At 62.1% G+C, this 24,986-nt stretch carries 30 protein-coding genes; 1 reads left to right on the top strand and 29 read right to left on the bottom strand.

The window, feature by feature from the left end; translation table 11 throughout:
* Window positions 1-62 precede the first annotated feature (62 nt).
* The 21 genes from BN69_RS18460 to BN69_RS08240 form a co-directional block, all read right to left on the bottom strand.
* Window positions 63-1,034: a lysozyme gene (locus tag BN69_RS18460; protein WP_014891145.1), complete on the bottom strand. Its 972-nt coding sequence runs from the start codon at window positions 1,032-1,034 to the stop codon at window positions 63-65.
* A 581-nt stretch (window positions 1,035-1,615) separates the two neighbouring features.
* Complete coding sequence (locus tag BN69_RS19445; protein ID WP_158491305.1) at window positions 1,616-1,759, bottom strand: hypothetical protein; 144 nt, start codon at window positions 1,757-1,759, stop codon at window positions 1,616-1,618.
* A 185-nt stretch (window positions 1,760-1,944) separates the two neighbouring features.
* The gene (locus tag BN69_RS08335; RefSeq protein WP_014891144.1) at window positions 1,945-2,193 is read right to left on the bottom strand and encodes a hypothetical protein; all 249 of its coding nucleotides are present in this window, start codon (window positions 2,191-2,193) and stop codon (window positions 1,945-1,947) included.
* A 120-nt stretch (window positions 2,194-2,313) separates the two neighbouring features.
* Complete coding sequence (locus BN69_RS18455) at window positions 2,314-4,992, bottom strand: DUF2793 domain-containing protein (RefSeq protein WP_014891143.1); 2,679 nt, start codon at window positions 4,990-4,992, stop codon at window positions 2,314-2,316.
* A gap of 119 nt (window positions 4,993-5,111) precedes the next feature.
* Window positions 5,112-5,516, bottom strand: a complete 405-nt coding sequence (locus tag BN69_RS18450; protein ID WP_014891142.1) for a hyaluronate lyase N-terminal domain-containing protein — start codon at window positions 5,514-5,516, stop codon at window positions 5,112-5,114.
* Window positions 5,513-8,365 carry a phage tail protein gene (locus tag BN69_RS08315; RefSeq protein ID WP_014891141.1) on the bottom strand — a complete coding sequence of 951 codons (2,853 nt, stop codon included), beginning with the start codon at window positions 8,363-8,365 and terminating at the stop codon, window positions 5,513-5,515. The genes BN69_RS18450 and BN69_RS08315 overlap by 4 nt, the downstream gene beginning before the upstream one ends.
* Window positions 8,320-8,727, bottom strand: a complete 408-nt coding sequence (locus tag BN69_RS08310; protein WP_014891140.1) for a C40 family peptidase — start codon at window positions 8,725-8,727, stop codon at window positions 8,320-8,322. The genes BN69_RS08315 and BN69_RS08310 overlap by 46 nt, the downstream gene beginning before the upstream one ends.
* A gap of 3 nt (window positions 8,728-8,730) precedes the next feature.
* Window positions 8,731-9,054, bottom strand: a complete 324-nt coding sequence (locus tag BN69_RS08305; RefSeq protein WP_148277071.1) for a hypothetical protein — start codon at window positions 9,052-9,054, stop codon at window positions 8,731-8,733.
* The gene (locus tag BN69_RS08300; protein ID WP_014891138.1) at window positions 9,051-9,239 is read right to left on the bottom strand and encodes a hypothetical protein; all 189 of its coding nucleotides are present in this window, start codon (window positions 9,237-9,239) and stop codon (window positions 9,051-9,053) included. The genes BN69_RS08305 and BN69_RS08300 overlap by 4 nt, the downstream gene beginning before the upstream one ends.
* Window positions 9,240-9,247: 8 nt before the next feature.
* A complete protein-coding gene (locus BN69_RS08295) occupies window positions 9,248-9,748 on the bottom strand; it encodes a hypothetical protein (RefSeq protein ID WP_014891137.1) in 501 nt (166 codons plus the stop codon).
* Complete coding sequence (locus BN69_RS08290) at window positions 9,745-10,179, bottom strand: hypothetical protein (RefSeq protein WP_014891136.1); 435 nt, start codon at window positions 10,177-10,179, stop codon at window positions 9,745-9,747. The genes BN69_RS08295 and BN69_RS08290 overlap by 4 nt, the downstream gene beginning before the upstream one ends.
* Window positions 10,180-13,320, bottom strand: coding sequence for a phage tail tape measure protein (locus BN69_RS08285; protein WP_014891135.1), 3,141 nt, complete (start codon window positions 13,318-13,320; stop codon window positions 10,180-10,182).
* A gap of 3 nt (window positions 13,321-13,323) precedes the next feature.
* On the bottom strand, window positions 13,324-13,566 hold the full coding sequence (locus tag BN69_RS20130; RefSeq protein WP_473086667.1) for a phage tail assembly chaperone: 243 nt from the start codon (window positions 13,564-13,566) through the stop codon (window positions 13,324-13,326).
* 11 nt (window positions 13,567-13,577) lie between these two features.
* Entirely contained in the window at window positions 13,578-14,057 is a 480-nt protein-coding gene (locus tag BN69_RS08275; RefSeq protein ID WP_014891133.1) for a hypothetical protein, read from the bottom strand.
* Window positions 14,054-14,251: a hypothetical protein gene (locus BN69_RS08270; protein WP_014891132.1), complete on the bottom strand. Its 198-nt coding sequence runs from the start codon at window positions 14,249-14,251 to the stop codon at window positions 14,054-14,056. Before BN69_RS08270 ends, BN69_RS08275 begins: the two co-directional genes overlap by 4 nt.
* Window positions 14,251-15,177 (bottom strand): phage tail tube protein, encoded by a 927-nt coding sequence (locus BN69_RS08265; RefSeq protein ID WP_014891131.1) that lies wholly within the window; start codon window positions 15,175-15,177, stop codon window positions 14,251-14,253. The genes BN69_RS08270 and BN69_RS08265 overlap by 1 nt, the downstream gene beginning before the upstream one ends.
* A gap of 114 nt (window positions 15,178-15,291) precedes the next feature.
* The gene (locus tag BN69_RS08260) at window positions 15,292-15,687 is read right to left on the bottom strand and encodes a phage tail terminator-like protein (RefSeq protein WP_256364815.1); all 396 of its coding nucleotides are present in this window, start codon (window positions 15,685-15,687) and stop codon (window positions 15,292-15,294) included.
* 24 nt (window positions 15,688-15,711) lie between these two features.
* Window positions 15,712-16,371 carry a hypothetical protein gene (locus BN69_RS08255; RefSeq protein WP_014891129.1) on the bottom strand — a complete coding sequence of 220 codons (660 nt, stop codon included), beginning with the start codon at window positions 16,369-16,371 and terminating at the stop codon, window positions 15,712-15,714.
* Between the two features lie 5 nt (window positions 16,372-16,376).
* On the bottom strand, window positions 16,377-17,330 hold the full coding sequence (locus BN69_RS08250) for a phage terminase-like protein large subunit (protein ID WP_014891128.1): 954 nt from the start codon (window positions 17,328-17,330) through the stop codon (window positions 16,377-16,379).
* Between the two features lie 304 nt (window positions 17,331-17,634).
* A complete protein-coding gene (locus BN69_RS08245) occupies window positions 17,635-18,150 on the bottom strand; it encodes a hypothetical protein (RefSeq protein WP_041926877.1) in 516 nt (171 codons plus the stop codon).
* A 272-nt stretch (window positions 18,151-18,422) separates the two neighbouring features.
* On the bottom strand, window positions 18,423-19,004 hold the full coding sequence (locus BN69_RS08240; protein ID WP_014891126.1) for a hypothetical protein: 582 nt from the start codon (window positions 19,002-19,004) through the stop codon (window positions 18,423-18,425).
* 66 nt (window positions 19,005-19,070) lie between these two features.
* Between BN69_RS08240 and BN69_RS08235 the strand changes: the two genes are divergently transcribed.
* Entirely contained in the window at window positions 19,071-19,427 is a 357-nt protein-coding gene (locus BN69_RS08235) for a helix-turn-helix domain-containing protein (RefSeq protein ID WP_244435066.1), read from the top strand.
* Here the strand turns inward: BN69_RS08235 and BN69_RS08230 are convergent.
* The 8 genes from BN69_RS08230 to BN69_RS08195 all read right to left on the bottom strand — a co-directional run bounded on the left by BN69_RS08230 (window position 19,411) and on the right by BN69_RS08195 (window position 24,983).
* Complete coding sequence (locus BN69_RS08230) at window positions 19,411-19,803, bottom strand: hypothetical protein (RefSeq protein WP_014891125.1); 393 nt, start codon at window positions 19,801-19,803, stop codon at window positions 19,411-19,413. The genes BN69_RS08235 and BN69_RS08230 overlap by 17 nt on opposite strands.
* 18 nt (window positions 19,804-19,821) lie before the next feature.
* A complete protein-coding gene (locus BN69_RS08225) occupies window positions 19,822-20,208 on the bottom strand; it encodes a hypothetical protein (RefSeq protein WP_014891124.1) in 387 nt (128 codons plus the stop codon).
* Window positions 20,205-20,618 (bottom strand): hypothetical protein, encoded by a 414-nt coding sequence (locus BN69_RS08220; RefSeq protein ID WP_014891123.1) that lies wholly within the window; start codon window positions 20,616-20,618, stop codon window positions 20,205-20,207. Before BN69_RS08220 ends, BN69_RS08225 begins: the two co-directional genes overlap by 4 nt.
* A 3-nt stretch (window positions 20,619-20,621) precedes the next feature.
* Window positions 20,622-21,251, bottom strand: coding sequence for a phage associated protein (locus BN69_RS08215; protein WP_014891122.1), 630 nt, complete (start codon window positions 21,249-21,251; stop codon window positions 20,622-20,624).
* 6 nt (window positions 21,252-21,257) lie between these two features.
* Entirely contained in the window at window positions 21,258-21,965 is a 708-nt protein-coding gene (locus tag BN69_RS08210) for a hypothetical protein (protein ID WP_014891121.1), read from the bottom strand.
* Between the two features lie 71 nt (window positions 21,966-22,036).
* Window positions 22,037-22,510: a hypothetical protein gene (locus BN69_RS08205; RefSeq protein WP_014891120.1), complete on the bottom strand. Its 474-nt coding sequence runs from the start codon at window positions 22,508-22,510 to the stop codon at window positions 22,037-22,039.
* Window positions 22,511-22,595: 85 nt separating this feature from the next.
* A complete protein-coding gene (locus tag BN69_RS08200; protein ID WP_014891119.1) occupies window positions 22,596-23,930 on the bottom strand; it encodes a phage major capsid protein in 1,335 nt (444 codons plus the stop codon).
* A gap of 42 nt (window positions 23,931-23,972) precedes the next feature.
* Window positions 23,973-24,983, bottom strand: a complete 1,011-nt coding sequence (locus tag BN69_RS08195; RefSeq protein WP_014891118.1) for a S49 family peptidase — start codon at window positions 24,981-24,983, stop codon at window positions 23,973-23,975.
* Window positions 24,984-24,986: the final 3 nt, after the last annotated feature.

Here is a 24,986-nt window from a genome sequence, read left to right as displayed (position 1 = left end):
ACACAGACGACGACCGCCGGCCAGATCCGGGGTCGGCGGTTCGGATCAACGCCAGTCATGGCTCACGCCGTCTTCCGATCGTCAGAGGAGCGCGCGTCGACGTAATTCAGTTCCTCGACCGCTTCCTCGAAGTCGGCGCCTGGATAGTCGCCCGCGTCGAGCGCTGCGTCCTCGAAGGATTCCTCGATCGGCGCGGCAAGCAGATCATTGGTGTCGTCGACCTTGGCGCGGATGATTTTCGAGACGCCGTAAAGCGTGTATCCGATCGCCGCCAGCGCGCCGAGCGTGATGGCGAGCTCCAGTCCGAACAGCACGCCGGGATGGGCGTGCAACCATGCAAGAACGCCCGTCGCCGACTGACTCGCCGCGCCAGCCGCCTGATGGACGTTCTGGACATTGGCGGCGATGTTGGAGGCGGTGTCCGCCGCGTCCGACGCCTTGGAGAGATAGTCGGCGCCGCCGGACAGCGCCTCGAGCCCTACGGCGGCCGTCGCGCCAGTCTTAGCCATCGCCGCGCCGTCCATCGTGCGGGAGCCGGCCGCGCGCAGGTCAGCGGCGGTCAGCGCCCCGCCAGATTGCTCCGCCTTCTGCGCATAGGTCGCGCGCACGAATTGCTGGCGCTCGGACTCGCGACGGCCGCGAATCTCCGGCGGCTTGACCCATTTCATGAAAGCATCGGCCGCGCCGCGGTAGTTGCGCTTGTTGAGCAGCTTGACGACTGTTGAACCTTTGAACCCGCCGATGCCGATATTGAAGCAAAACGATACCAGAGCGTCGAACTGCCCTTGCGTAAGCGGCACGCGCACGGCTCCATTGACGGCATTCTCATACTGCCCCAGGTCGCGCGAAAGAAGCCTGTCGACCTCGGCGCGCGAGATTTCCATGCCGGCGACAGGATGCGGCGGCCCGGCGGCGGCGGTGTGGCCAACGCCGATCGTCCAGACGCCGACCGAGTCGCGGTAAGCCTTCGTGCGCACACCCTCGCGCTGCATCAATTTGGCGCGGCCGTCCGCGCTCATCCTAAGAGCGGTCATGGTCTTTCCTTATGGTCTGGTGTTTGGTAGAAAATGCGCGGGAGCGGCGGCGTGGAAGACGCTCAAGACACGCAGTAGAAGCGCCCTACGCGGATAAGCTGATGTAAGCGCCGTGGCTTTGCCATGCACTTTAGCCCGCTCGCCGGAGCAGCGCCCGGCCCGCTCCTAGCTCACTTCCCGCGCGTCTGCCGCACGTCCTTGTCGAACATATCGACGTAGCGGCGCAGGATTTGGAGCGCGTCGGCGCGCGTCATCGGCATGCGCCAGCGCTTCGCCTCGGCGAGAATGTCCGAAAGCCCGCGCCCATCCTTGTGGCGCGAGACGACGAAACAGGACCCCAGACCAGCTTCGTGTCAGGATCGGCGGGGAGCATCACGCGCGGTTGAAGCAGATCCAGCGCTCGACGATGCAGAAAATCACCGCCAGCGCAACGACGCAGGAAAGCTCGATCATCTTCGCGCTCCTTCAGAAGGCTATGCGGTAGACCGCCTTGGCGATCTGCAGCGCGTGGCTGGCGACAAAGATCAGCATGACGGCGAGCAAGAGCAGCTTGCCGTTCCGCTCGATGTCGGGCGGGAACATCATCGCTCTTGACTCCAGTGCCGGCCGGACCGCCCCGAGCTTCCGTCGCGATTGATGAAGCAGCGCCAGCGCAGGAAGCCGACCGCTTTCGCGCCAACCCAAAGGCCGCCGATCAGCGCGAGAATGTTCACGGCTGTCGTCATCACATGCGCCTCATTCCGTTGAGAAAGCAGGCGGCGAGTATGGTGATCGACACCCAGAACGCCGCCCGGAACAGCCGCTCGCGCATCAGAACGCCCAGTGCAGGATCGTCGCCGCGATCAGCATCGCGACGACCGTGCAAAGAGCGACGCTGATGATGCGCATTTCCGGCTCATGAAGCGATGGGTCAGCCGACGACTTCTTCGGCCGGCGGCGCAACGGGCGCAGGAACTGGAAACACGGCGCCGCGAAAGGCGTCAAACCAGTCGCGCTCCTGCGCGACGGCGGCAGCCGCATCCGTCGTTTGAAACGCGGCGAGCTGTTCGTTGAGCGACGAAATTTCGCTGTTCTTTTCGATCGCGGTTTCCTGCATCGCCACCATCGTTTGCCGCATCTCGGCGATCAGATCGAGCGCAGCCTGTTCGGCTTCGGTCATGGGTTCATTCCTTTTGCGGGAGATCGCCGGGATTGACCGCTCCGGCGGCGGGTTTCTTCGGTCGGCGTGTGATGCGTCGCGTCAACGCGCCAGATGGCCTAAAGCCATCCATTTGCGGCCCTATGGCAACGGCGCGATTTCGTCCAAGACGTTCGTCGTGAAGAACGGGTTGTGGAACGCGTGCTGGTTCCAGTTGTCCCACACCAAGGCGTAATAACCGCCGCCGATCGACGCCGCCTGTATCGCGAGTTGCGCGTCCCATGGCGGACGCGTCTCGTAGAGCGTTCGCTTGAACACGTCACCGTCGTTTTCGTGGAGGATGTGCTTGTGGCGACGCGGCGACGGGCACCCGGCCATCAAATACATATCCATGTTGGTGGCGGTGAGACCAGGGCGCCGCCCTTCCCAGTCTCTCTCGTAGTAGTAGTAGTCAGGCATTGTGCCGACGAACTGATACGATCCTTTGAACCGCACGTCAGTCGCAGCGCAGAGCATTGTCATCCAGCCGCCGCCACTGATTCCAGTGACATAGAAAGCAGCGGTTGGGAACATCGCCTCCAGCGTGTTGATCACGATGGAGACGGGGCCGGCCCAATCCGACATTGGAGGATGCGCAGACTCATGATCTGCGGGACCGCCGCTGGTCAGATCGTTTGGTCCGCCGGGAAGCATGAAGGTGACGACACGCACGCCACGGGTCAGTGCCGATTGCAGCGGCACAGAGGAAAGAGCGTTGTTGGTCAGCGTGGCGCTGTGTCCGGCGCATACGAACAGGATGGCGTCATCGCGCGGCGATGTCGGCGTCCATAGGCGTGGACGGGCGGCATAGCCGGGGATCGTCAGCTTATGACAGGTCGCAAGGCTGGTCAGGCCAGACACCGGCGGCGTTTCCAAGTCCATTGTCGCAACATCGGTCGGGATCACGCCACCTACGGTGGCGAACACCTCACTGATGAGCGTCGCGCGTGCGGCTTCCAGTTCCGTCGTATCGGAGATCGTCGGATAGACAGGCACCGTTCCGTAGGTTTTCTGCTCCACATATTCTCTCAGGGGCGTAGAATCGGCTGTAACCTCGTTTTTGATGATCAGCTGATAGAGATTCATATTTCCGTGCGCATAAGGAGCCGGAGGCGCTCCTGACCCGTAGCGGGCGCCAATAATCAAATCTCCGCCCATCGCCGTGAAAGTATGCGTAATGGTGCTGTCGACGGCGCCGACGCTCACCAAAGAATTGTCGCATGACAGACTCGCCGTAGAGTTGTTCGGCTTTTTGAACTCGTAGACATGCGGGGCCGGCATGACGCCGCGCGTCTCCACCAACATGGATTGACCCCGGCAGGCGATGAGATGTTCGGCGTTGTTGATGAAAAACGCCATGCCGGCGTCAGATAAAATGTCGACTCCTGGCGTCCCTACTGGCACAGGCGCGAAAGTCACGATGCCCGACTGGCCTGACGCCCAGCTTGCAACCTCCACGCCGATATACATTTCGATGGTTGCGAGATCGAGCGCAGGCAGGGGCAGGCGAAGCTCGTCCCCCTGTCCCGCCGTAAGACTTCCATCGAATTCCAACCAATAAAATGTGCCATCCGTCCGCAATGTCGGCCTGCGGTCGTCAGCGGGAGCTGTCGCCCATCCGCCGATCACACCTTTGTTGCGCCATGAGCCGACCGGCCCATCGACGGACGCAGGAGTCGTCGCGGACGCTCCGGTGCGCTCAACGAACATCGTTGAAAGGTCGGACGGATCAAACCAGATTTTCGAAGTGTGCGCGCCAGAAGGCGCGGCGCTCACAACGCCGTAAAGCGTCCATGCGTCGGTTCCCGTCTTGCGCAGCTTGGCCCATGAGAAATCGCTGACAAGATCGGCCGCCACTGGTTTCGTAAGAGCGACGCCGGCGTCCGGCACGACGCGCGCGATGCTTCCGCCCACGCGCAGAATTTCATAAGACTCTCCTATGGAGATTGGATCAGCAGCGTTCGTCGGGATGCGCAGATGCGCAATCGAGTTGTCGACGGGCCCCGGAATGTTGACATGCAAGAGGCGATTGCCGTCGCTCGTCGTCAACGCCCGACTCGCCGTGATCGTGATCGGCGTTTTGCGCAGATAAGCGGCTGTCGGAATTTTCGCCCCAGGGACCGGATCGGCGACGCCGCTGTTGTTCACGTAGCGCTGGATGAATTCGCCGTCGACGACGCCGAATTGCTGACCATTCGTCGTGGCGGAGATGCCCGCCCCCGTGCTGGTGTAGATATTCGCATTGACGAGCGCCGTATCGCGCGCCGACTCGGCTGCCAGCCGGGCGGCGATCGCGCCCGCCTCGGCGTCATCGGCGTTTGCTTCGGAGGCCGCGGCATTATTTTCGCTGACAAGAGCGGCCGCCGCCGAGGCGGCCGCGGCGGCCGCGGCCGCGTCGGACGCCTGTTTCGTCCACGTCCCGGCGAGATAGTGGTAGATCGCCGCCTCGTCCTCGACATAGACGGTCGCGCCGGTTGGGTCGGTGAACGTCCAGCCGAGCGCGCTATATTGGGCGATGTCTTCTTCGTGCGTCGCCCAGGCGCCCGTCGCAGTCGCGGCGACGATGTAGCGCGCGCCGATCGCCGGTGAGACAGGCGGCGCCGTCAGATCCTTGTCGACGATGGAAATGACGCCGGAGGTGAGCCCGTTGATCGTTTCGATCTGCGCAGCGATGCTTTCCTTCGAAGCTTGCACTGGGCCTTCCAGGCCCGTGCCGGGATCGTAATTGCCAATAAACCGATCAAGAAAGGCCACCTGCGGGAAATTTGGCGATGTGCCCATGTGTCGTCCTCAGATGCGAGTCGTCGCGCCGCGCGGATGCGCAGCGGCGTGAATGGTCCAAGAGTTTGTTGAGGGTGGCCGCCTAGGCGACGCGGACTTTCAATGAGCCCTGTGAGAAATCAGGTTCCGATCAATCCGTGCGTTCGGAGATCGGTGATTAGCGCGGCTAATTCTTGCGAAACTTTCTTGACCGCATCGTCGGTCGCCTGCGCCTCCGCCTGCACATAGCCCACGCTGACGGTTTGTCCGGCATAGGACGTCCATGCCGTTCGGTCCAACGTCCCTGACGGCGCGCCCCATCCCGTGATCCGGGGGCCGACGACCTGATTTCCTGAAATGGAATAACTCGTATCGGCCTTCAGAACGGCTTCCGAAAGCTTCGCCGCCGGAAATCCCCCGGCCGTCGACCCGTCATGCACGACGACGCGCTTGTTCGTCGTGTCGACGGTGAGCTCGCCGATCGCGCCGGTGAATGAAGCGTGCTGCGCCGCCGTGCCGCGGCGCCTCTGGACCTGCGTCGTCATGCCATCACGCCCCAATCATTGGTTTGATCCTCGTCCGAAGCGATCGAGCCGAAATCGACCAGGACATCGGCGGCGTCTTCGATCGAGCCGAAATCCGATGTCGTGTTGATGGAGACGACATGCAGCGCCGTCGCCGTATAGGCGCTGTAAAGCGGCGATCCGCCGACGCCGACCGCGCGGGCGCGAATTTCGACGCTGTCGTAAAGCGCATAGCCGGAAATTTCCAAGCCCCCGGAGCCGGCGGGAATGGTCTCGGTCGTCCAAGACCCCGCGCCGACCAGACGATGCTGAATTTCGAACGCCGTCGTTTCGCCGCCGCCCGCGCCCGTCTCGACAGGCACGAACACCAGCGTCGCCTCGACCACATAGGAAATGATCACCCCGAGAACGGGAACCGGCGGCGCGACGATCGTCGGGTCGTAAATATCTCCGACGCGCGGCGTCCATATTGGAATTTCTTCGTCTTCGATCAGATCGAACATGGCGCCGGCATAGGGCACGACATGGATTTTGCACGTCAGGCCTTCGGCCGGCTCCTTGCCGATCGGGATGACGTCTTCCGCAAAATGCATCGACGGCCCGAATTGGAAGAGATCGCCTTCGGCCGGCGCTTCGCCGGTCCCGGTCAAAAACAGCGCTGAGGTTCGTCCCGGAACCGTCGTCACGGTGCGGTCAATGACGCGATCGGTGTCTTCGTCCTCGGTTTCGGCGAGCTTGCGCAGCCGCAGCACATAGGATTGGCCCTCGATCATCTCGACCGCGATATCGAGCTGCACGATCGACCCCGAAACATGCAGCACGGTTCCCGACGCCTGTTCGCTGGTCAGCATGTCGAACGACGCCGACAGGCGGTCGCCGATCTGGAAGGTGATGTGCTCGACGTCCATGTCGAAAGAGATGGTTTCGGGCCGCAGAAGCGCTTCATATTCGCGCTTGCGACCGTGCCAATAGGCCAGACGCGCATCGACGACGCCGGCGGGTTCGATCTGTTCGGTTCGGATCACGTCGCCGGCAAATTCCGGCCAGGGCACGATGCGATTGGCTTCCTTAAAATCATTTTCTTCGTCGTAAAATTTGACGACGACGCCGTCGAGCGCGTCGATGAACCGTTTCTGCATCGACACGTTCCACGCGTTGGCCGAACTGACCATGCCGACGACCTTATCCTTGCGCCAGTCGGTGACGACGCCCCATTTCGCCCCGTCGAAAAAGGGAATCGAGAACATTGCGGCGCAGACGTCCTGAAGCACCTCCCATGTCGTCGTCGGATAATCGATGAAGCGAAAATAGCTGATGTCGTTCTCAAGACAGAAGGGATGCGTCTCGTTTTCGAGCTGCGCCAGATTGATCTTCGCATCCGCGAGCGGGCGCGGATTGGCGGCGCTTTGCAGCACATGGCGATAGAGCGACGCCGGGCTGTCGATCGCCCGTTCGACCCATGTTTCGGTTTCCGCATCATAGTCCAAGCCGATCGTCGCGACCTCGCAATTCAAGTCGCGCAGCGCGCCGTTGAGCTGATCCGTCGCGCGCAGCCTGAAGGCGATGCCCGCCACCGGAACCGGCATGTTGATCGGATATTCCGGGCGCCAGCAGCGCATCGCCGTCCACACGCATTCGGTCTGCCACTGCTGGTTTTGGTTCCAGGCGTTGAGGTCGTCGACGTCGCCAAGAAGACGCTCAAGCTGAAATTCGTAAACATCGCGAGTCGGCAGATCGATCGACCGCGTGAAGGTGATTTCGCGCCTGGAATAGCCGCCGACGTCCCATCCAACTTCCGTCCAAGGCGTCGTTCCGGCTTTGCGGTAGCGAATGACATGCGGAACGGTGACGGGGAACGGGTTCGTGCTTGTCGTCGACCCGAACGTCGTCGTCACCATCACGAAAAGGCCGCCGTTGGCGGTGACGTCCAGTTCGACTCTCGTGCAGTCCCGCGCCGTAAATCGCCACGGCGGGCCATGCGTGGCGGTGTCGGCGCGGCGCAGACCCATCGGCTCGCGCCGTTCCTCGGCGAGATTTTCGGTGACGATGGTGAACGGTTCGTCATCCGGCAGGCCTTGCCGGACCTCATATTGGATGTCGCGGAACCGCTCGATCGGCGTGTCGCCGATTCTGATGTTCGAGATTTCGACCGGGCCCTGGCAGCCGACAATCCCGGCGACATAGTTCTGGCCGTTGGCGGCATAGAAATAGGGGCGGACGATATAGGGCAGCGCGACGCGCCCGCGCCCGAGAGGGTTTGGAAAGACGCCGTTTGGATTGATGGCGTTGGAGAAGCCCGACGTCGCATAGGTCGGGCTGGACGGCAGGCCGAGGGTTTGCGATTCGCGTTTCAGCGGCACAAGCGCATTGACAAGCGCCAGGCCGCCGATCGTGACGCCGGCGGTGATGATGCCGGAGCCGACCGTCGTCGCGGCCGCGCCAAGCCCGAAGGCGGGCGCCAAAGACACGGCCCAATATTGCTGCGCGGCGATGGCGAGGGCGGCGACGCCAATCGCCAGCACGGACCGCAGCACGCCGCCCCGGCCCGGCGCCATGGCGATAAGCAAGGTCGCGTTGGGCTTAGGCCGATAGAGCCGCCAGAACTTGCGATCGAGCGCCGCGGAGTCGAGATCGTAATAGACCGCGAGATAGGGCCAGATCGATTCATTCGCGCCAGGCAGCGCATGCGCGACGATTTCGGCGATGGTCGCCCCGGCCGGGGCGCGGAACTCGCGGCGCGCCGAGCGGAAATAATCCGCGACGATGATGCGCGCGCCGTCTTCCGGATCGAGCAGCTCGCCGTGCAGCGGCGGCGCCGGCGCGTTTAACGGTCGACGTGCCGGTAAGCCGCAATCAGTCGTCGCGCCCATTGTCCCTCGGAATGCGGGGCGAGCCCTGACGTCTCGCCCTCGGTGACATGCAGCATGTCGCGCCAATCGACGACGACGCCGACATGAGAGGCGGCGCCGGCGATGGTGAAAGAGACCACGTCGAAAGGTTTGATCTTCTCGCCGGCGAGACGCCGCCACGGCCCCTGCGCCGCCTGTTCGGAAAGCATGCCGGCGATGCGCAGCCGTTCAAGCCGCGTCGCGTAGCCGTCGAGCGGGTCGAGCTCTATGCCGAGCTGATCGGCATAGACGAGGCGGACCAGCCCCCAGCAATCGAGCCCGTCGCGCGTGCGCCCGCCATGCGCGAACGGCAGGCCGATGTAGGCGGTGGACCAATGCGACATGCGCTATGCCATGTCCTGGCGGCCCGCGACGTCGACGCACGGCGTCCACGCGTCGGTCCATGGCCCTTCCATCCAGCCAAACGGAACGCCGTTGACATATACGAGATGGACGTTTTTCCAGCCGATCCTGGCATCGTCGCCGGATCCGCCGGGTCGACCGTAAAACTCGACTGCAATCGTCACGATGGGCTCGTGATTATGCGCGCCGAGACGGCGTATATGCGCCTCCAGACCCGCGATGGTCTTGAAGGCGAAAGTCGTTTCGAGCGCTTCGTCGAGACTTCCGCGATGCTCTCTGAACCTGCGCATTCCTGCTTTCTCGGTCACGCGCCTTCTCCGCCTTCCTGCGCGGGGCCTTGCACGGGATAGGCCGGCGGAGTCGCGCCGTCCCATTCCATCAGCACGGAATCGAAACCGTCCGGCAGACCGAGATCGAGCTTGAACGTCCAGCCGAGCGCTTCGAAGGCCGCGCGCTCATCGCGCCGAACATATTCGCAAATGCGATGGCTCATGGACACGCTCAGTAGTGGATAGACGGCAGGCGCGGGTAGCTCATGATGAGCCCGTAGGGCTCATTGAACAGCTGGTCGTAGCGCAGATCGAAGGTGACGCTTTGAAAGTCCGAGGTGAATTCGCGCAGCGTGAAGCCTTCCCACCGCTGAAACTCGACGTCCGGCGCATCGGCGAACACCGTCGCGATATCGACAATCGCCGGCGGCGCGACGAAGGAGCGCAACAGCGCGATGACGCCGGTTCCGTTGGCGATCGTCATCGACCCGATCGGCAGCGATCTTTGCCGGACATCGGGGAGCTTCAGCGACATCGCGATATATTGATAGGCGGCGCCGTTCGAGATCGTCCCGAACATCTCGGGATCTTCCGAAAGAAGATCGGCGTTGCCGGTAGCGACGCGAATCGGCGCGTCGAGATCGGCATGGGCGATCGTGATCAGATGAACGTGTTTCTTGTCGCTTTCCTGCGCGTAGAGCGTGGCGCGCGTGTCTCGATCCGGCCGCGTCACAGCGACACCTCCAGGACGTTCAACGTGAAGTTCACCGTAAAGTCGAGACCGAAAGGAACGATTTCATATCCTTCCTCGGATATTCTTGCGCGCCAGTTGGCGACGACGGTGATCGGCACGCCGTCGTCATCGGTCCACACCGTTCCGTCGCTGAGCAGAATCTGGCGTCCGTCTCTGCGTTGGTCCGGGATCGAAAACTGGCGGACGCCCTCGCCGATCTCTTCCTTATAGAAGCGTTCGAAGCGAAATACTTGATCTTCCCGCATCAGGAACACGCAATTGACGTTCCTGATCGCGCGCTTGAGCCCGAGCCGGACACGCTCGCCCCCATTGTCCATCCTGTTGAAGATGCGGTTTTGCGGCCCTTGATCCCGAAACGGATCGCGCAGGACGCGTTGCGGCAGATCAGACGGCCAGTCTGGTATCGCCATTTACCACTTCCGCGCGATGCCGGCGCCGCCATTGGCCGCGCGCAGAGCTTCCATGACACGAGGATCTCCGATGGAGCGCGCGACCATCTCCGGGAACGAAATATCGATGCGCTTGCCGCCTTTTTGGTCCGTCGATTCGCGCACGCGGGCGCCGGCTGGGGCGTTTTGGATGTTCACATAGACGGGTGCGGACTCTCTCCCGCGACTGTCATTGCCCGACCCACGCGCGGCAGTAAGCGCCGCCGCGACGCTGCGCTGCTGCGCGGCGTTGAGAATGACCTCGCCGGCATGCGCGATCACCGGAACGGCGCCGCCAGCGGCGAAATGCGGCGCGCCGATAAACGCCGACATCGGCGCAGCGACGTGCTTCCCGCCTGGCGCGCCGACGACGCCGCCAATGTCGAGCGAGGGGAATAGTGGCGCGCTGAAATATCCCGTGCCCTTGCCGCCACCGCCAAACAGGCTTCCGACAAGCCCGCCAAGAATGCCGCCGCTTGCCGAGCCGGTTTTACCGAAGATACTTTCGATCGATCGGTCGATAGCGAGTTGCGCGAGGCGATCGGCGATGCGCTGCAGGGAATTTTCGAGTTCCTTGCCGGCATCCGCGCCGCGGAGCAGCGCCGAAGCGACGCCACCGAGACCTTCGCTCGCGCCGCTACGGACCGTGTCCATGAGTCCGACGATGAGACGCTGCTTGTCGGCGAAGGCTTCCGTCTCGGCGGCGAGGCGTCCGTAATTCTCAGCCGTCGCGCCAATCGAGGCACGAAGCTGATCAGTCAGCGGCACGCCTTGCGCCTGCATCTGATTGAGCAGTTCCTGCTCTTTCGACGCCTTGGCGACTTCCGCCGTCGCCCGACCGAGCGCGGATTCCTGCGATTGCAGCGCGGCGCGCTGGCGCTCGATCTCGCGGTTCGCGTCCTGAAGCGGTTTGACCATCGCTTCGAAGCGGGCCGCCTCGCGCTGATCATTGAACGCGCCGGCAGCGCGCGCCGAGAGGCCAGTGTTATCGTTGGCCCCGATCCCTTCGAATCGGCCGATCCCGGCGCGCGCCGCGCCGTGAAACGGCGTCCAGCCCATGCGCTTCGCCGCCTCGAGCGCATAGGTGATCGCGGCGCGCTCATTGGCCGGGTTGCTCGGGTCGAGGCCCGTCTGGCGAAAGAAGTCGTCGCCGAGCCCGCTGACCGCATTGCCGCCCTTGGCGATGCCGCCGCGGTGCAGCTGGAAAGCGCTGAAAGATGAGCCGCTATCTCCGGTGAAGTCCTTCAGACCCTCGCTGCGCGCGACCCGCAGCGCGACATTCGGATCAATGCCGATCCGCGCCGCTTCCGACCGGATGAAATCCGACAGGCCGCGCGGATCATCCGGAGAGCCGCTACGGGAAATGCCGATGATGCGTCTGCCGCCTTCATGGGAGATGAGGCTTGCTGCACTATTCAGCGCCGCGGCGAGGTTTTTGGCCGCGCTCCCGGCCGTATTGAACTCCGCCGCCATCGGCGTGGCCGCGCTCGGAAGGTTTTCCCGTCGGAAATCCCGTTCGGCGATGTCGATTTCCGCCATGCGGCGATCGAACGGCATCATTTTTGACAGACGAAGGCTGTCTGCCGATGTCCTGGCGAGGTCGTCGACCTTGCGCGCCGACTCCGCCATGAGTTTGGCGCGCTCGCTTTCGGCGGCAATCGATGCTTTCACAGCGTCATGGGTTTCCCGCATGACCTGCGTGCGGGCGCGCTCGGTCGCTACAGCCTCGCGCTCAGCGAATGTGCGCGCTTGGATTTCACGCACCGCGAAGGCCGAATCCTCGCGCAATCGGCCAAGTTCCTGCCCTCGCGCCGCAGCGATATCCTGTTGGGCGCGCTTTTCGTTTTCCGCAGCCTGGCGCAGTGGATCGAAGACTTGCTTGAAAGTCTTCGGCCCCTCGATTTCCTGCCCGAGCTTGTCGAGACGGTCTGACATACGCTTACCGATGCCGTCCAACAGACGTCCCCACGCCGTCGTCGGATCTTGCATCTGTGAAATTCGGTCGCCGAGCACGGCAAGCAGCTTCGCCGACGCGCCGGCGCGATCGCCAACAGCCGAAAGCTGCTTGATGTGCTCGCGCTCGGCGAAGGAGACGATGCCGTATTTCCTGGCAAGATCGTCAGCGCCCTTAACCGGCTCAGCAAGCGCGGCGGCGAGCTCCTTGCCGGCGTCATCAAGATCGACGCCAAGACCACGCGACAGGCCACGCGCGGCGCTGATCGCGCCCTGCAGGCTTCCGCCCGGGACGCCGGCACTAAGAAACTGACCGGCGAGGCCGCGCGCCGAGGCATTGGAAATCCCGGCACCCGCCGCGCCAGCCTCGGCGATGCGATTGACCTGCGAAACCGTCATGCCGCTTTGGCGGCCGAGCCCGTTAAGCGAGAACGTCAGGGCGTCGGTCTGTTCCTTCCAGCGAAACATCGCCAGCGCTGCCGTTCCCGCCGCAGCGGCGATCGCGGTCACAGGATTCAGCACTAGACGCAGCGCCACCCCGCCGACGTCCTTCAGCGCCGCGCTGGCGCCCGCCGAACTGGACGTGAAGATGTCGAAAAACTGCGCGCCCTGCGTTGAGGCGATCTGCAGCGGCGAGGCGCCGCCAAGGCCCATCGTCACGACGTCCTGGACCTGGCGTCCGAAATTCGTCCATTCGTGACGCGCAAGGCCGACCGCCTTGACATTGTCGTTCGTCGCCTGCGTCGTTTGCGACATGCGCGCCGCGACGGAATTGGTTTGTCTGCTCCACTCCGACAGGCGCGCCGTGAAATCGCTGGTCGCGCCGGCGTGGCGCTGCGTCGCCGCGATCGCCGCCTCATGGCGGGCGCCGAGAAGGTTGAGCACCTTCGCCGCACGCTCGGCGGAAACAGACCCTTCGTTCAGCGCGCGCTGCACCTTCGCCTGCTCCACGGAGAGGCGGGCGTTCGCCTTGGCGACAGGATCGACCGAGCGCTCGAGCGCATCGAAGGATTTCGCCGCCGACAGCACGCTGCGCGCGGCGTTGTCATTGCTTTTCGAGACGCCGTCCTGCGCCTTGGCGAAGGACTCAAGCTCGCGCCGCGCCGCGTCGACGCCTTCCGTGCGTGCGCGCGTCGTCAACGTTCGGATGACTTCCATCGTCACGGCCATAAATCAATCGTCCTTATGTTCGACAATCCAGGCAAGATAGTCGTCGTCCATCTGGCGCAGCAGCGTTTGGAACCGCTCAAATTCATCAACGTCGGAAATGCCGTAGCGGGCCGCGTAGCGATCGATCGCGAGGAACGGGATGTAGCCCATCCCGCCCATCGCGCCGAAGGGCCGATCATTCGTCAGCGCCCAGAACGCCCGCCAGACGATGAGAAGATGTTGGGCCGGGTCGACGCGATCGGCCAGCGCCTTCGGCTCTATTCCCTGCTCTTGCGCGGCATCGGCGAGCCAGTCCGCCGACCCGCCCCATTCGAGCGTCCAGCGCAGAGCGGCGGTGAGTTTTTTGCGTCTTGCTCCGCGCTGGCGTAGCGGTCGCGCCCGACGTTCTGGGCCGCCCAGATCACGGCAGACCGGAAGTCGCCATACTCCGGGTCGGCGAGATATCGCATGGCCGTCGCGACGTCGAAAACCAAGGGCGTCGCGTCGTCGTTCAAAATGCCGCGCCAGCCGAACAAAATCGTCTCGCCGAGCAGCTGCGCGATTTCATTGGCGTCGAGGTCCTTTTCTCGATCGGCTGGCGCGCGCATCTCGATCAGCCGGGCTTTCAGCGCCTCATAATCGGGGTTGCCGATCCCGCGCACCTTGAGGGCGACGCCATCGAACTCAGGCTGTTTGATATCGATCCAGCGCCCGGATTTCTCGGCGGCGACGTTTCTTTTGATGTCCGAAAGCTTCACGGCGCAGGCTCCGATTTGACATTGGCGGCGCGGGCGGGGTGATCGACGATTTCCCTGGCGAGGCCCTTTTTGATGATGAGGTCGGCGAAGGCGTCTTGCAGTGAGACCTTCGCGCCGGCCACATAGACCGTTTCCGAGGCGACCGTGTCGTCGGGATAGCCTCGGAAGGTGGTGAGGATTTCGACCTGTTTCATTACGCAACGGCCCTCGTGATTGAGATCGACTTCGGCGCCGAGTCAGCGACCGCGCGGAACGGGATCGACACCATGACGTCATCGTTCTTCCCGCCGAGCCTTTTGGCCCCGTCGAGAAACTGAATGACGGGAAGCGAGATTGTGTATTTCTTGGCCGTCACCGAACCAATCGTCAGCGCCAGCGCGCCCGTGCCATGGTCGAGCACCGCCTGATAGAGCGCGTTGGACGTGAAATAGGCTTCCAGCGTGCCCGTGACGTCCAACTGGCCGGAGCCGAAGCTGTTCGTATAGAGCGAGCCCAGAACTTCATGCCGGCGCAGATTGTTGGCGATATTGAGCGAGAGGCTGCGCACGATCGGGACCGGCGACAGGCTGGCGACAGCGAGCGACGCGACGCTGTTCGCCGTTTCGATGACGTTCGTGTTCGGCGCCGTATAGGTGGCCCCGGAGATGATCGCCGTATCGAGCGCTTCCTGCTTGCCTTGCAGGGTGACCGAGCCCGTGACGCCGCGGCGCGCGGTGAAGTTCAGCGAGAGCGAGTCGACCTCGACGCCGGTGAAGCGGTGATAGGCGAAGCTACCGCCGCCAACATCGATCGTCTCTTCGAAGGTAAGGCTTTTCTCAACGGAGCCATTGACGAGAACGTTCGTCGACCATGCGCCGCCGAGCGCCGCTTCCAGGATGTCGTCATAGGAGCCATAGGTCAGCTCGAAATCATATGACCCTTCGACGTCCTGGGCGAGCTGATATTCGGCGCGCACATTGCGGTCGATATGGATTTCCTCGGAAACAGCCGTGGCCTTTCGCGTGCGAAGATTGCCGCCAGTGCGACGAATTTCAAGGAACGTCGGCGTGTCTGGCGTCGTGGCGAATGCAGATTCAGCAATATACGCCACGCGCGTGCGGCTGGTCGGCGCAATCGACATAGGAGGGCTTCCTTCTCATTGCGGACGTCTCACGACGGGCCGCGGGACGAGGCGCTTCACAGCGCTCCAACGCCTTGCCCAAGGGCGCGTATGGGCGGACGGCCATAGGCCGAATTACGCAAAAAGGTCGTAGCGATAGGGGACCGCAAAACTGAGCTCGAAGCGCGTCGCACTTTCCGTATCGTCATTGACGGCGAAAGGCGGGGCCTCCCACGTCACGACACCGTCAAATGCCTTGCCGCGAAACAAATCGCGTAGCTCGTTGATCCAAGCAGCCCATTGCAGGAGCCCTGTGCCGAACGGCACGGAAAGCACGAAACGGATCGCGCCTTCCTCCCGATAGGTGTTGGACTCAGGCGCGCCGACGCTGATTTGCGTCTCGTCCGCGACGGGGTAGGTGACCGTAAGATACGGACCGCCATCAAGCGGCTGAGCGCCCTCGGTATTCGCTTCGCTGACGATCGGCGCGCGGCTCCAGCCGGCGCGCAATCGCGCCTCCACGGCGCTCATAACGGCGAGAGAGGCCATATACCCTCAGCGGAATTGGATGATGATCGCTGGCTGGCGCGTGTTCTTGGCGAATTGCTGGCGCTGCTTGCGACCCGCCTTCGCCGCATTGCCGCTCGCCCATTTGTCCAACGGCGTGCCGCCACCGATCGGCGAGCGATACGAGAACCGGATTTTCGCCTGATTGCCATAGCGCTGGGCGGCCATTGCCGCGAGGGCTTCGAACACGCCGTCCGGCGCCTGCTTTGAGCTTCCGCTTTCGATCTTGCGCGCATAGGGGACAGCCGACAGAATCACGATTTCCTGCGCATCCGGCGGAATATTTTCCGGACCGTCAACTTCGACCCCATCGGCATAGACGAGCATCCATTTTATGAAGGCGCCGGAAAGAAATGGTGACCGAGCGATCAGCTTTGCCCAAATCCATTCAACGACGTCGGACCCGAGATCGAAGTTCGCGACGATCACGCCATTTGGCGAGACGCTCTCGAGCGCGGCGCCACGGCGCTGATCGACGATGGTTTCATATGAAACGGCGCGCCCAAGCGCGCGTTCGTTCTGCGCATCGGCAGTGGCGATTTCTTGACGGGCGAAAGCGGCAAACGCCTTGCTCTGCTCTTCCGGCGACATGCCGCCGAGGTCGAACAGCACGTCGCGATCGAAAGGCGCGTATTTGGTCGAGATCATTGGCGCTAGGAGACGGCCGCCATTGGCTTCGTTTCCACATTGAGCCATTGCGCGGCCCAATGAGCCAAATATCCGTCTTGCTCCGCGCGTTCCTTCGAGCGCTCCAAAAATTCAGCCGCGACGGTGCGTCCGACGCCAGGATGGAGCAGTGGGAAGTTCTTCGGATCCTGCCAGTCGACGCCTTCCGGCGGTTCATAGATCAACGGCAAGACGCCGGCATTACATACGCCGTCGCGGATCGCGCGCGCGCGCATCAATTCTCGCGCGAACGGCCCGGTCGGAAATTCTCTGGACTGCGTCGCGTTGAGAATGAGAAAGGAATCCTCATACCCATCCAGAGCGCTGCGAAGATCGCTTAGGGCGTCAGCCCATCGTTCATGCCGGAACAATTGCGCACCATCGATAAGAGCGCCGCTCAGATATTCACATGCAAGCGTTTCAGAGCTCAGAGACTTCACGACAACCCTAGCGCCAGTCGTCAGGTGGTGAATTTCGCGTGGGTGCCGAACGGATAACAGCGCTGATAGCTTATCGTCGAGAGAGATCGTCTCTTTCATCATACAGAAAGCGATCTCCGCAACAGCCTGCGTCACGCCAAAAAGCCCAAACACGGCGTTCGGCCGGCTATTCAAAACGAGAGCCGTCAGCATCAGCGCGGCGCAATTCGTGCTCGCGCCGGATTTCTTTGGCGTCATCACGAACGCCTCACGGACAACGCGGCTCGCGCCCTTCATAAGGAACATCGAATAGATGAAATCCTTAAACCATAGCGCGCCGACTTCGCCAAAGGTCGGGTCGCCAGCAACATCCGGAATTCTGAGATCGCGCCATATCTCCAAAGCGCGGTCGGCAGACTTGGTTGATAGCCTGTCAATCGGGAAATCTGGCAACAGCGACTGGCCAGCCATGATGCGCTCGCGCCAGTCTGGGCGGGCGAAGGAGATCGGTGGATGATCCAAGGCAGGTATCCCCTATTGATCTTAAATCGTTGCGTTGCGTAGCTTAGCGCCGCGATGCGGGGAGGCGCGTTACGTCGCGAAGCGACGCGTCTCAGAACTATATAGCGTGGAGCGCCGCGCTGTGTTGCGGTGCGACACGATACGTCGCGACAAAGCGGTTTCCCGCCGCCCAATCGACAACAATCGACTCGGCGTTGGGAAAATGGAACGTTGCGTTACATTACGAAGCGCTGCGCTGCGACGCGGAGTCGTGCAACGCCGGGCGGCGCGACGCGTCGCGCTGCGACACGATACGCTGAAAAACCTACTGCGGCCTGTCACTCGACGATTTCATCTTATTGAAGAGATCAATCGTCTTCGAGAGCGAGATTTGGCTGTCGGATGTGTTCGACGCCTCTTCCACGGCATTGCGGAACACACGACTCGCCGCCTGATCGATAGCGCCAAGGATAGCGCTGCCAATCCAAAACGCCATGCGCTGCTCGTCTGTAAGCCCCTGGATGTTTACTGAGCTTTGGCGCTTACGCGCTCTCTTAGCGATCCGGCGGGTTTTGATGATGGGTTCTTCCGTCGATAGCTTCGCGAGCTGAGCGTCATCAGCGCGCTTCACGCCATTGCCCGTCTCGGTCACGAAAAAAATGCCTTCGCGCTCGAGAATGCGCCGCGCAGACGCCAGGATGTATCGATCCTTGCCTTCTATCTCGCGTCCAGTGGTTTTGGACAACTCGACATAAGCGATGAGTCCTGAGTTCTGATGTTTGCGCAGATATTCGACGCACGTCTCAACATCTGCGGATGTCTCAAAGCGAGATTTTGCCATGTGCTTTCCGATGATAGGAGAGAATAACGTTGCGAAACGGTGCGCAGCGGTGCGATATGGCGCAAAGCGACACAATGACGGGAAATACAACGCGATATGAAGCGATGCGACACGCGGTGAAGCGGCACGCTAGTTGGTGACTTTCGCCACCGGGAAGCAGGCCGTAGCCTGCTTGTCGCTGGCGAAGAGACGTTGCGTTGCGTTGCGGCGCATTACAGGGCGGCGCGCGGCGCCGAGAAGCATCGCGTTGCGTCATGGTGCGTCGCGAGACGTCAGATTTCTCGGATGCCGACAACCTCGAACCGGCCATAATAGCCGTTGTTCCGAGGCCGAAAGCGCCCGATCCCAATAAACTGTCCAGCCCCTTCGAGAACATCCTGAAACACCGTCCGGCTCTTGTCCTTGAGTGACGACTGTAAAACGGTTTCGTCGACGATGATGAATTCTGCATCCGCCTCCCACTCGGGAATGATCGGATAATATTTCATGACCCGCTTGGGGCCGCCGCGCCTTCCGTCGGAAGGAAGGAACAGCGCCTCCATTTGGACCTCGTCTTTGCTTAGGCCGATCGTCGGCGACTTAGCGACCATCACGCCAGCCTCAAAGTTCTTCGTATAGGTCGCTTTTCCCTTTCCGGGAACCGATATGCTCATGAATTTTGCCGCCTCTGAGAGGCAATTCTTCAGAGAATTCGCCGGGATGATCACATTCCCGGAATTATCCGTATGCAGATGGTTACGCCATGTGCGCCGATAATTGTCGTCCGCTGACTCGCCTTGCTCCAGCTCTCGCACGTAGTGGCGCGATTGAGAATACGGTGACACCCCCCGCAGCGTTGCGATGATCGTTTTCACAGCCCAACCTCCGATCGAATTTGGAGGTTGTTATATTCATCATTTTATGCACAATTGCAAGCTCTAATGATAAGTTTTTTATCATTAGCCATGGCAACCATATCAACCATGCCGACGCGGGCGTCACGAATGCCAAAAACTGTCCTTGCCAAGCCCGTGCCGCCTATGGATTTTGCGGCCATGCTTACAGGGGCGCAAATCAGGGCGGCGCGGGCTCTACTCAAATGGTCCGGCCGCGACCTGGCGGAACGCAGCGGCGTTTCCTACCCAGCCCTTCAGCGGGCCGAGGCGGTCGACGACATGCCCAACATGCAAACCAAGAACCTTGCCGCCATCAAGTCGGCCCTTGAGACCGCCGGCGTTGTCTTTCTTGATGCTGGCGACACGCGCGAAGGCGGCCCAGGCGTCAGACTGAAACGTTGATCAGCCGAAATTCTTCGATTGACCGGCCCTTCAAATCGACGCAGCAGATCGCGCCGAGCGCGCCGAGCCCCTCCCCATCGATTCTCACGACTGCATATTGCGCTTTGCTCGGATTGCCGAAACCGCGATCTAAGAGCGACTGCGCCGCCATGACGCGCGCAATTTCATCCCGGCCGTTCAGGGCGATGTTCTGCAATGCGCGCACCACGTCGATAGCCCGCGGACGCGCCAAATCGCGTGGAACGCTCTTAAGATCGAACCAGAGCCGTTCGACGGCGCGGCGCTCATCAAAAAATGACCGAACGGCGGCAAAAGCGACGACAGGCGCTAGAGCCACAGCAACCACTGCTTTGCGCATAAAGGAACGACGGTTCATAGAATCCTCCAACCCAGCCTAACCCAAAACCCTCATTTCAATCCTGACCAATTCGTCGACGTCATAGATCGGCGACGCAACTTCCACGGTCCGCGCGCGCCCTTGAATGATGGCGTGATCGCCTTTCTTCGGCAGATGCGGATCTGGGTTGAATGGCGGCTCCAGAGGCTGTTGGCCGCCAGGCCACTGCGCCGCAAATAGAGCCGTTGGCGAGAGGATCACGAAGCTGTCCACGGCCTGAATGCCGCTGCCGGCCGCGAGTTCTTGCGGCGTATAGCCGCGAACGAACGCCAATAAGTCCACTTCTGTGAAAATCTGCGTGTTCGTTCCGGCGTAGCGCCGGAGTTTAATGCGCTCGCCTTTCCGCTTCAGATCGCGATTGAGCCGGGCTAGATGGATATTCACGTGGCGGCCGCGCGCGCCGAAAGCACAGTCCCGCCGGCATAGGTTCCGACGGACGTCATCAGGAGCCGCAGCCTATCGCCAAAAACGATGCTCGACGCGATCGTGTCGTCGGGGAGCGTTCCGCTGCCCGGCGTCCAGAATCCTGTGTCGGCGGTCCGGCGTAGGCTGAAATCGCGGTTCTTGGAAGCGGTTGTCGCGGTAAAGCAGGCGAGATCGCGCCAGCGCGTGCCTTGTGAAAGCGATGTCTGCAACCACGCCTTCAAACTCGTTCCGCCGCTGCCATAGGCGAAATTGAACTCGACCGACAGTTCTTCCATGCCCTCAAGATCAACGATCGGCGAGAGCGCCAACGCCGCCACGGCGGTTGTGAGGGCATAATCGGCGATCGTGTAGAGTCCCGGCCTGATCATGTCCTACACCGTCGGCTGATAGCTGTATGAGCTGATTTTTGCGCGCGCATCCGGGGAGATCAGCGGCGAATCCGTCTCCTCTGAGGAGCTCGGAAAATACTCAGTTTCTCCAAGTCCCTGCGTGCGATCTCTTTTTATGGCGGGGTCGCGATCGGACAACGACCATCTCGCGACAAGCTCCAATTTCGCCGCGTCCTTCAACGCGCTTGGGACCGTCTCGAACCCAGCGGTATAGGTCATGACGATAATCCCGCTCGGCCAGCATGCGTAATAGCCTGACGACGACAGGCGGCGCGCCAGCCCCGCCGCCTTGTCGACTTCAAACTCTGCAGGATCAAGAGCGATCCCGTTGACCGTGATGTTGGAAATCGTGTCGACGAAGCGCCGCGTCATGATCAGCTGCTCCTGGTCGCGGCACAGTCGCATTGTATCGATGATGGTTTCGCGGCGAAGCGTCGCCGGGATCACGCCGTCGACAGGAACCCGGCAAGCATTCGCGATCGCGTCGGAAATCTCCAGCCCGATCGAGAGAAGCTTCGCGTCGCTTTCTGTCCCGTCGAGATCGAGAGCGGCGCGAAGCTCTTCGAGCGTCAGTAGATTGCGATCCGACGCTGGCGCAGAGATGGCGAACATCGGCGATTACGCCCGGTTCATCCATGCGCGAATATAGTCGACCTGCAGCGTGCCGACCGACGTCGCGGCGCTCTTGCTGATGCGCGCGACCGGCTGCAGCGCCAAGCCGGCGACCTGACTCATATTGAAGGTCGTGCCTTCAGCGACGCGATTGCCGTTGATGTAGAATTTCACATCGGCAATGTCTGTGCAGTCGATCTTGCCAATGACCCAATCCGCCGTGGTGACGGTGACGCCAGTGGCGACTTTCGACGTTTCATGGCTCGTGTCGTCGCTCTCGACCGTGATCTGCCCATTGCCGTCGGCGCGGAACCAAATCGACTCCGCGACCGTGTCGACGGCGGCGTTGTGATCGCCCTGCAGTCCGATCACCGCAATCACGCTCGCCGCTGAAGGGAGGACAGAAAGACGGAACCGCGCCTCAAGAATGAGGCCCTGGGCGAGCGCCAGTGTGCGCTGGTCATTCCAAGAAATGCCGGCGAGCTGAACTTCGTTTGTTGCGTCGAGCGCGAGGCCGACGGCGCCGTTGGCCAAATCGGCCACGACGGCTTCCGTCGCGGCTCCAGTGTCGAGCGCCGTCCATTTCGTGGTGTCGAGCGCCGGCCCGAGAAAATCATCTTCGAAGAACACCGGCGCAAGCGGAAGAACCGTTTCCCGCGTCGTGCGATCGAAGAACGTCAGGATGCCGGCGGCGAATCGTGAACGAGTGGCCATAATGAAGAATCCTTGTTCCGACCCTTACGGGCCGCTGTGAAAGCGAAACAGGGGGGCCAGGGCGCCGCAGATCAGGCGATCGCGGTATCCGGAACGTGACGCGCATAGCGGGGCTTCAGCAGTTCGATCAAAACGCCGCCAAGCACGGGGGAATCCACGACTTCGACAGCTTTCAACCGCAACCATGGCTTCGCCGCAGGCATGCGCTGCGACTCCGCCTCGAGCACATAGAGCTGGCTTGAGCCGGCAGTTGTCGCAAATCCGGCCGCAGTGGCGTTCACGACGTCAGCGGGAACATCGTCAGCGCCAGCGTAGACCTGGTAGCTGAACGGGATCGCGACGGGATTGTTGCCAGCCGCATCGTCGCATGCTTCGAGCGTGAGCGTCGACGTGCCGGTGGTCCCGACGCCCTTATGGACGATGAACCGAGCGGCGGCATACGCTTTCATATTGACGACGTCGGAATAGACCGTGCCGGCGAAGGCGTCGGCGACAGCGTCGAGTCCCTTGACGATATGGCGCGCGCCGAATGTAAGATTCGACATATGCAAATCCTTCCTGGAGGAAAGTTGGGAAGGACGTCCGGACTCAGCGTCCGGGCGTCAGATGATCGTGTCGTTGGACGGTGGATTAAGCGCGGGGCGCCAGCGTGATGAAGGTCGACTGCTTGTCGGTGCCTTTGAACGGCGTGATCGGCTTGTCGTCGACCGGCTGTCCATCACAGCGGTAGATAAACCGGAACGCCTGCTCATCGGTCACGAAGGCGACATGAATGGACGTGGCGTATTGGATATCGCCCTTGTCGATCATGACGTAGTTCGTCGGATCGGCGAGAACGATGTCGCCCTCGGCGCCGAGCGTCGAGCAGTATTCCATCGGAATCACCGGGCGGCCCATCAGCGTGCCATAAGGCGATTGCGACAGCCCGCCGGGCGGCAGGTAGACCGGAATGCCGCCGGTGCCAATGACCATGTTCAGGCCCATCAACTGCGGCAGCGTGTCCTGGTTGATCCACCACTCCGCGCTGGCCATCGAACGCGCCGGCAAGCGCGCCCACATCTTGGTGATATTGTCGAATTCGATCGTCTTCGCGGCCTGGCCCGCCTCTTTGGCGACCGTCACCTTGCAGCCGGCATTCATGAAGCCGAGCGGATTGGACACGCCGCCGCCTTCGAAGATCGCATCGTCGATCATGAAAGAGAATTCGGTGGGGAACGCCTCAGAGATAATCGACGACAGCGCCGTCGCGTCCGCGAGAGCTTCGCTTGTCGCATACAGCATGCCGGCGAGCTTCTTGAGCTGAAGGTTCATCTGGCGGAACTTCGGACGCGTCGGGGTGAGGGAGTCGCCCTCGCCAATCCAATAGGTCTGCATGCCACCCCAGCGCGCGCCGGTCGCGCGAGAATCGTCCTTGAGCGCATTGATCTTGACGCCGTTGGACCGCGCCGAGATCGGGATGCGACGAACTTTGCTCGCAAGATTGGCCTGCGCAAAGGTCCGCATCAGCAGACCATCGGCGATGTCCTTCTCGACAAGGAACCCGCCGTCTTCGGCGATAGCCTCATTCGCACCCTGCGAAGCTTCAATAAGCAGCGGATCGACCTGGCCGGTGATTTTGGCGCGGCGCGTCGCCATCAACAGATCGCCAAAGGCTGCCGACTGCGCGCTCGTAAGGATGGCTCCCGGGCGCTTCTCATTCGCCCCCGGCATGTTGCGATATTTCGCCATAAAACCGCGCGCCGGAATTGCGTTCGGATCGCCAGACTCGAGCGTGCCGACCGCGCCGTCGCCCTTCAGGCGCTGGACGCGTTCGGCGTTGGCAATCTCACGATCGAGCGCTTCGACCTCCGCCGCGGCAGCGTCAAAGTCCGCCTGACGCGTGTCGGAATCGTCGGCCGCGAGGCTCGCTTCCATCTTCTCATATGCCTTCGCGCGGTTCTGGCGAAGGGTCACGATATCGGCCATTGGAGTCTCCTTTCGGCCAGTAAAAAGCGCGAATGCGCCAGCTCAGGCCCTTTTGAGGGCTGATAGTTTTCGATTGTTGGCGACCATGCGGCGCAGCCCGGAGAGGGTGGCGTCATAGCTCTGGACCTTGTCCGCCATGCCCGCCCTCACCGCCGCGGCGCCGATCATCACGCCGCCTTGACCGAACTCAGATTTGACCTTGTCTACCGAGACGCCGCGGCCGCGCGCGATATCGGCGATGAACTGCGCCTCGATCGCGTCGAGCATCGACACGACTTCACCACGCCCGTCTTCGGAAAGCGGGTCCGGCCGCTTCTTCGGCGCATTGCTGGAGACGATTTCGATCCATAGCTCGCCGTCGGCGTCTGGAGCGACTTGCGCGGGGATCGCCGCGACGACGCCGATCGAGCCGACCATTGCGGTTCGCTCCATCGCGATGTCGCTCGCAGCGCTCGCGATCCAATAGGCCGCAGACGCGGCGGCGCCGGCGACGAAGGCCGTGGTGTATTTCTTCTTCTTTCCGGCCGACACGATGTCCGCGAAAGCGTTGACGCCAGAGACGGCGCCGCCGGGGCTGTCGAGCATCAGCAGGATAGCGCCGACATCTGGACTCTCCAGCGCCTTGCGATAATCGTCGGTCAGCGTGCTGATCGATGTCGCGCCGGAGAATTCCGTCATCATATTGGCGCGCGGAAAGATCGGGCCGGTGATTGGCAGAATAGCGACGCCGTCGATCAGAAAGGCGCGACTCGCACCGGGGAGCTTTTGCGCACCAGGGCCAGCCATGACCTCATAATCGCGCTTGATATAGGCGGGCGGGCCGTCCTGCTTGCCGGCGTCAATCGAATGGCGCGAAACGATCGCCGCGATTTTATGGAGCTCGGAAGGAACGATCGCCCAGGGTTCACCGGTGAGGGCGCTGGCGACGCGCGGATAGCGGCGCACGCCGGGCGCGGGCGATGGCGCGGGCGCCGACCGGTTGTCCGAAGTAGCCGCTGTCGCAGCAAGCGTCACCGCGCCGCCGTCCGGCAGCCCGCCTCCATTCTCGTCCATGGT

The organism is Methylocystis sp. SC2, assembly GCF_000304315.1.
Lineage (GTDB): Bacteria > Pseudomonadota > Alphaproteobacteria > Rhizobiales > Beijerinckiaceae > Methylocystis.
Note: the sequence above shows the minus strand (reverse complement) of the source record. Positions and strands in the feature narration are given on the sequence as shown.

Excerpts from the sequence above, each read along its gene's own strand:
- BN69_RS18460 (WP_014891145.1), bottom strand. The coding sequence starts at position 1,034 with ATGACCGCTCTTAGGATGAGCGCGGACGGCCGCGCCAAATTGATGCAG.
- BN69_RS19445 (WP_158491305.1), bottom strand. The coding sequence starts at position 1,759 with ATGACGACAGCCGTGAACATTCTCGCGCTGATCGGCGGCCTTTGGGTT.
- BN69_RS08335 (WP_014891144.1), bottom strand. The coding sequence starts at position 2,193 with ATGACCGAAGCCGAACAGGCTGCGCTCGATCTGATCGCCGAGATGCGG.
- BN69_RS18455 (WP_014891143.1), bottom strand. The coding sequence starts at position 4,992 with ATGGGCACATCGCCAAATTTCCCGCAGGTGGCCTTTCTTGATCGGTTT.
- BN69_RS18450 (WP_014891142.1), bottom strand. The coding sequence starts at position 5,516 with ATGACGACGCAGGTCCAGAGGCGCCGCGGCACGGCGGCGCAGCACGCT.
- BN69_RS08315 (WP_014891141.1), bottom strand. The coding sequence starts at position 8,365 with ATGGGCGCGACGACTGATTGCGGCTTACCGGCACGTCGACCGTTAAAC.
- BN69_RS08310 (WP_014891140.1), bottom strand. The coding sequence starts at position 8,727 with ATGTCGCATTGGTCCACCGCCTACATCGGCCTGCCGTTCGCGCATGGC.
- BN69_RS08300 (WP_014891138.1), bottom strand. The coding sequence starts at position 9,239 with ATGAGCCATCGCATTTGCGAATATGTTCGGCGCGATGAGCGCGCGGCC.
- BN69_RS08290 (WP_014891136.1), bottom strand. The coding sequence starts at position 10,179 with ATGGCGATACCAGACTGGCCGTCTGATCTGCCGCAACGCGTCCTGCGC.
- BN69_RS08285 (WP_014891135.1), bottom strand. The coding sequence starts at position 13,320 with ATGGCCGTGACGATGGAAGTCATCCGAACGTTGACGACGCGCGCACGC.
- BN69_RS08270 (WP_014891132.1), bottom strand. The coding sequence starts at position 14,251 with ATGAAACAGGTCGAAATCCTCACCACCTTCCGAGGCTATCCCGACGAC.
- BN69_RS08265 (WP_014891131.1), bottom strand. The coding sequence starts at position 15,177 with ATGTCGATTGCGCCGACCAGCCGCACGCGCGTGGCGTATATTGCTGAA.
- BN69_RS08260 (WP_256364815.1), bottom strand. The coding sequence starts at position 15,687 with ATGAGCGCCGTGGAGGCGCGATTGCGCGCCGGCTGGAGCCGCGCGCCG.
- BN69_RS08255 (WP_014891129.1), bottom strand. The coding sequence starts at position 16,371 with ATGATCTCGACCAAATACGCGCCTTTCGATCGCGACGTGCTGTTCGAC.
- BN69_RS08245 (WP_041926877.1), bottom strand. The coding sequence starts at position 18,150 with ATGGCAAAATCTCGCTTTGAGACATCCGCAGATGTTGAGACGTGCGTC.
- BN69_RS08235 (WP_244435066.1), top strand. The coding sequence starts at position 19,071 with ATGATAAGTTTTTTATCATTAGCCATGGCAACCATATCAACCATGCCG.
- BN69_RS08230 (WP_014891125.1), bottom strand. The coding sequence starts at position 19,803 with ATGAACCGTCGTTCCTTTATGCGCAAAGCAGTGGTTGCTGTGGCTCTA.
- BN69_RS08220 (WP_014891123.1), bottom strand. The coding sequence starts at position 20,618 with ATGATCAGGCCGGGACTCTACACGATCGCCGATTATGCCCTCACAACC.
- BN69_RS08215 (WP_014891122.1), bottom strand. The coding sequence starts at position 21,251 with ATGTTCGCCATCTCTGCGCCAGCGTCGGATCGCAATCTACTGACGCTC.
- BN69_RS08210 (WP_014891121.1), bottom strand. The coding sequence starts at position 21,965 with ATGGCCACTCGTTCACGATTCGCCGCCGGCATCCTGACGTTCTTCGAT.
- BN69_RS08205 (WP_014891120.1), bottom strand. The coding sequence starts at position 22,510 with ATGTCGAATCTTACATTCGGCGCGCGCCATATCGTCAAGGGACTCGAC.
- BN69_RS08200 (WP_014891119.1), bottom strand. The coding sequence starts at position 23,930 with ATGGCCGATATCGTGACCCTTCGCCAGAACCGCGCGAAGGCATATGAG.
- BN69_RS08195 (WP_014891118.1), bottom strand. The coding sequence starts at position 24,983 with ATGGACGAGAATGGAGGCGGGCTGCCGGACGGCGGCGCGGTGACGCTT.